Source organism: Kitasatospora sp. NPDC059817 (assembly GCF_042731835.1).
Classification (GTDB): domain Bacteria; phylum Actinomycetota; class Actinomycetes; order Streptomycetales; family Streptomycetaceae; genus Kitasatospora.
On record NZ_JBHWIR010000353.1, the window covers coordinates 1 to 3,844 of the forward strand.

The window sequence follows — 3,844 nt, forward strand, 5'->3', positions numbered from 1 at the left end:
GCGCGGGTGGCTTACCCCCCGCCCCCCCCCTCACTGCGGGGCGTGGGGGCCGCGACCGGGGTCTGGGTCGAGCCCGGGGCCTCCTTCATCGGCACGGGCGGCGACCGCACCGCGGCCATCCTTGTGGTGGCCGAGCCGAAGGCCTACGCCGAGATCGCCCGGACCTTCGGGGTGGGCGAGTTCGACCCGGCGGCGCTCGCCGGGACCCCGGGCGGCCCGGACAGCCCGGTGCCGGCGCTGTTCAGCAGCGGCCTGTCCAAGCAGCTGACCGACGGCCCGGCCCGGCTGCGCACCCCCAACGGGGGCGAACTGCGCGCCACCGTCGCCGGGATCGTCACCGGCACCCCCGCCCTGCCCGACCCGGGCAAGCCGTTCATGGTCGTGCCCGTCGGGCCCGCCTCCGAGCGCCTTCCGGAGCTCAAGCGGACCAACAAGTGGCTCTCCGTCGGCGACGTCGACGCCGGCCAGGTCAGGAACCTGCTGCTGGACCAGGGCCTGACCACCGCCACGGGCCTCGCCAAGCTGATCCGGGACGAGGCCGTGGCCGCCGGCAAGGGCAGCTACGGGCTGCCCCCCGGGTACACGGTCCGCAGCAGCCACGAGGTGGCCGCCACGCTCGCCGCCGACCCGCTGCAGCGCTCCGCGGAACGCCTGTTCTGGTACTCGGGCGCCGCCGGCGCCGGGTTCGCCCTGCTCGCCGTCCTGCTGACCCTGGTGCGGGCCGCCCCCGAGCGCACGGCCCTGCTGGCCCGACTGCGCACCATGGGCCTGCGGCCCCGGCAGGGGCTGGCGCTGATCATCGCCGAGACGCTGCCGCAGACCCTGGTGGCGGCCGTCGGCGGCGGGCTGGTCGCGCTGGCGGCGGTCGGACTGCTCGGGCCGGCCTTCGACCTGTCGGCGCTGGTCGGCGCCAACGTCGGCGACGCGCTGGCCCCCGTCCTGCTGCCGGTGCTGCTGCCCACGGCGGGCCTGGCGCTGGTGGTCTGCCTCGGGGTGGTCCTGGAGACGGCCGTCTCCGGCCGGCGCCATATATCCACCGAACTGCGGGCGGGGGACCAGCGGTGAGGGCGGGAGGAGCGGTACGGGCCGCGACATCGGCGCCGGCCGTCGGAACAGTGGGGACCGTCAAGGTCGTCGAGATATTCAGGACCGTCAGGACCTTCAGGACCGCCAGGACCTCTAGGACAGTCGAGACAGGAGACGAGCGGTGAAGACCACTCCCCAGGAGCAGCCGGTCGCCGAGGCCCCCAGCTTGCAGGAGCTCCGGCAGCGGGCCCTCGCCGCCGCCTCGCCCAAGGCGTACGGCGAGGGCGCGGCCATCGTCTGCGACCGGCTGGTGCGGATCTTCAGCGCCGAGGGCGTCGAGGTCCAGGCGTTGCAGGGCTTGGAGCTGACCATCCAGCAGGGCGACCTGGTCGCCCTGGTCGGTGCCTCCGGCAGCGGCAAGTCCACCCTGCTGACCATCCTGGCCGGGCTCGACGTGCCGACCGCCGGAAGCGCCACCGTCGCCGGCTGCGACCTGCTGGAGATGTCCGCCCGGGAGCGGCTGCGCTACCGGCGGGAGGTGGTGGGCTTCATCTGGCAGCAGACCGCCCGCAACCTGCTGCCCTTCCTCACCGCCGCCGAGAACATCGCCCTGCCGATGCAGCTGCGCGGGCGCCGGGCCGGGGCCGGGCGGGCCAAGCAGCAGGCCGACCGGGTGGCCGAGCTGATGGAGGCGCTGGAGATCGGCGACCTCGCCCACCGCCGCCCCAACGAGCTCTCCGGCGGCCAGCAGCAGCGGGTCGCGATCGCGGTGGCGATGGCCAACAACCCGCCGGTGCTGCTCGCCGACGAGCCCACCGGCGAACTGGACTCCGAGACCGCGGGGGTGATCTTCGAGTCCTTCCGGACCGTCAACCGCGAACTCGGCGCCACCGTCGTCATCGTCACCCACGACCCGATGGTCGCGGGCGAGGTGCGCCGCACGGTCGCCATCCGGGACGGCCGGACCAGCAGCGAGGTGCTGCGCCGCACCGTCACGGACGAGCACGGCGAGGAGTCGGTCAACGAGCGCGAGTACGTGATGCTGGACCGCACCGGGCGGGTGCAGCTGCCGGTCAAGTTCCTGGAGGCGCTCGGGATGGAGCACCGGGTGGCGGTCGACCTCGCGGCCGACCACATCGAGGTCCGTCCGGACGACATCGCCGGGCACTGACGTGGGGGAGGGGCGGCGGCCGGCGGGTCCGTCAGCTGTCGCCGCCCATCCGCTGGAAGAGCCCGCTGCCTTCGGCGTCAGAGCGTAGGTCGGGTGCGTCCTCACCGGCGCGCTCGCCCCGGGCGGTGGCGGTGCAGAGGGCGAAGACGAGCACTGCACTGGCCGCGACGGCGAGGATTCCGAGTGCGGTCAGGACGCGTAGCCAGGTCAAGGAAGTGCCTCCTGGGGACGGTGCGGAGGAACGCCGCCGGGGTTGTATCGGCAGTTCGGTCCGCACGGTCGAGTGTCCACAGGCGGTTCTTCCCGTCGTCCGCCGCGCGAGAGGTCGCCCGCGCGGGCGCTCGAAGCATCGGTAGGGCGCGTCACACTCCCTCGCGCGCCCCTGCAGGGGTGACGGCCCGTCCCTCCGAGGACGTGGCCAACGCCCGCAATGCGTCGAGGTCCGGCTTCCCCGCCCCGGTCAGCGGGATCCCCGGCAGCACCAGGACGGAGTCCGGCGCGCACCGCGGCCCGACCCGCTCCCGGGCCCAGCGGCGCAGTTCCTCCGCCGTCGCCGGCGATCCCGGCCCGGTGACCACGGCCGCGTGCACCCGTTCCAGCCGGTCCGGACCGGCCGTCGCGAACATCACCGCCTCCCGCACCTCCGGGTGCGCGCGCAGCGGCTCCTCGATGTCCCGGGGGAAGACGTTGTGCCCGTCCACGATCGCCATCGGGCGGCGCCCGGCCACCGTCAGATAACCGGCCGCGTCCAGGCTGCCCAGATCGCCGGTGTGCAGCCAGCCCTCCCGCAGCACCCGGGCGGTCAGCTCGGGGTCGCGCCAGTAGCCGACCATCGCCGTCGGGGTGCGGACGCAGATCTCCCCGGTCCGGCCCGCCGGCAGCACCGTCCCGTCCTCGTCCACGATCCGCACCTCGGTGTCCGGGAACGGGCGCCCGGCCGTCGCCAGCAGCCGCGGGTCCAGGTGCTCGTCCGGGCCCAGCCTGGTCACCGGCCCGCACTCCGTCAGGCTGTACGTCTGGTGCAGCACCCGGCCCAGCCGCCGCGTCGCCTCCGCCAACCGGCGCGGCGACGGCGGACAGCCGGTGTACGTGACGCGGCGCAGGCTGCCGGTGTCGGCCGCGCGCAGCAGCGGATGGTCCAGCACGCGGTAGAGCAGGTGCGGCGGCAGGTACACCCGGGAGACCCGGAACCGCTCGATCGCCGCCAGCACCGCCTCGGCGGCGAAGGACTCCTGCAACACCACCGTGCCGCCCGCCGCCAGCGCCAGATCCGCGGTCGTACCGCCGCCGTGGCACAGCTCCGTACAGAGCAGGAACGTCGAACCGGACAGCAGCGCCGGCCGCGGCGGCCGGGCGAACCGGCGCAGCACCCCCTTCGGCCGGCCCGTCGTCCCGCCGGTGAATCGCACCGCCATCACGTCCTGCGGGCGGAACCGCGGGGCCAGCGGCTCCGGCGAGCAGGACGCGGCCGACGCCGGCAGGTCCACCCCGAGCGCCGACGGCCCCAGCGCGAACAGGCCCGCCGAGGGCAGCGCCCGCGCGATCCCCTCGGCGGGGGGCCGGCCGCCGGGCCGCTCGGAATACAACGCCCACCGGCCGGCGCCCCCCGCCCCCCCCCCCCCCACCCCCGCCCGGCCCGCCGGGGGC

The 3,844-nt window shown here is 75.5% G+C and carries 4 protein-coding genes; 2 read left to right on the top strand and 2 right to left on the bottom strand.

All coding sequences use genetic code 11. The features are described from left to right. The first annotated feature begins 42 nt into the window (after positions 1-42). Together ACFV61_RS35040 and ACFV61_RS35045 are read left to right on the top strand one after the other, a co-directional pair. A complete protein-coding gene (locus ACFV61_RS35040; RefSeq protein ID WP_380496152.1) occupies positions 43-1,065 on the top strand; it encodes a hypothetical protein in 1,023 nt (340 codons plus the stop codon). Positions 1,066-1,207: 142 nt separating this feature from the next. After that, positions 1,208-2,197, top strand: coding sequence for an ABC transporter ATP-binding protein (locus ACFV61_RS35045; RefSeq protein WP_208869032.1), 990 nt, complete (start codon positions 1,208-1,210; stop codon positions 2,195-2,197). Positions 2,198-2,228: 31 nt separating this feature from the next. Here ACFV61_RS35045 and ACFV61_RS35050 read toward each other — a convergent pair whose 3' ends face one another. After that, positions 2,229-2,408: a hypothetical protein gene (locus ACFV61_RS35050; RefSeq protein WP_063346024.1), complete on the bottom strand. Its 180-nt coding sequence runs from the start codon at positions 2,406-2,408 to the stop codon at positions 2,229-2,231. Positions 2,409-2,559: 151 nt separating this feature from the next. Beyond that, positions 2,560-3,844: AMP-binding protein (locus ACFV61_RS35055; protein WP_380496153.1), on the bottom strand; the 1,285-nt coding region annotated here is incomplete at its 5' end.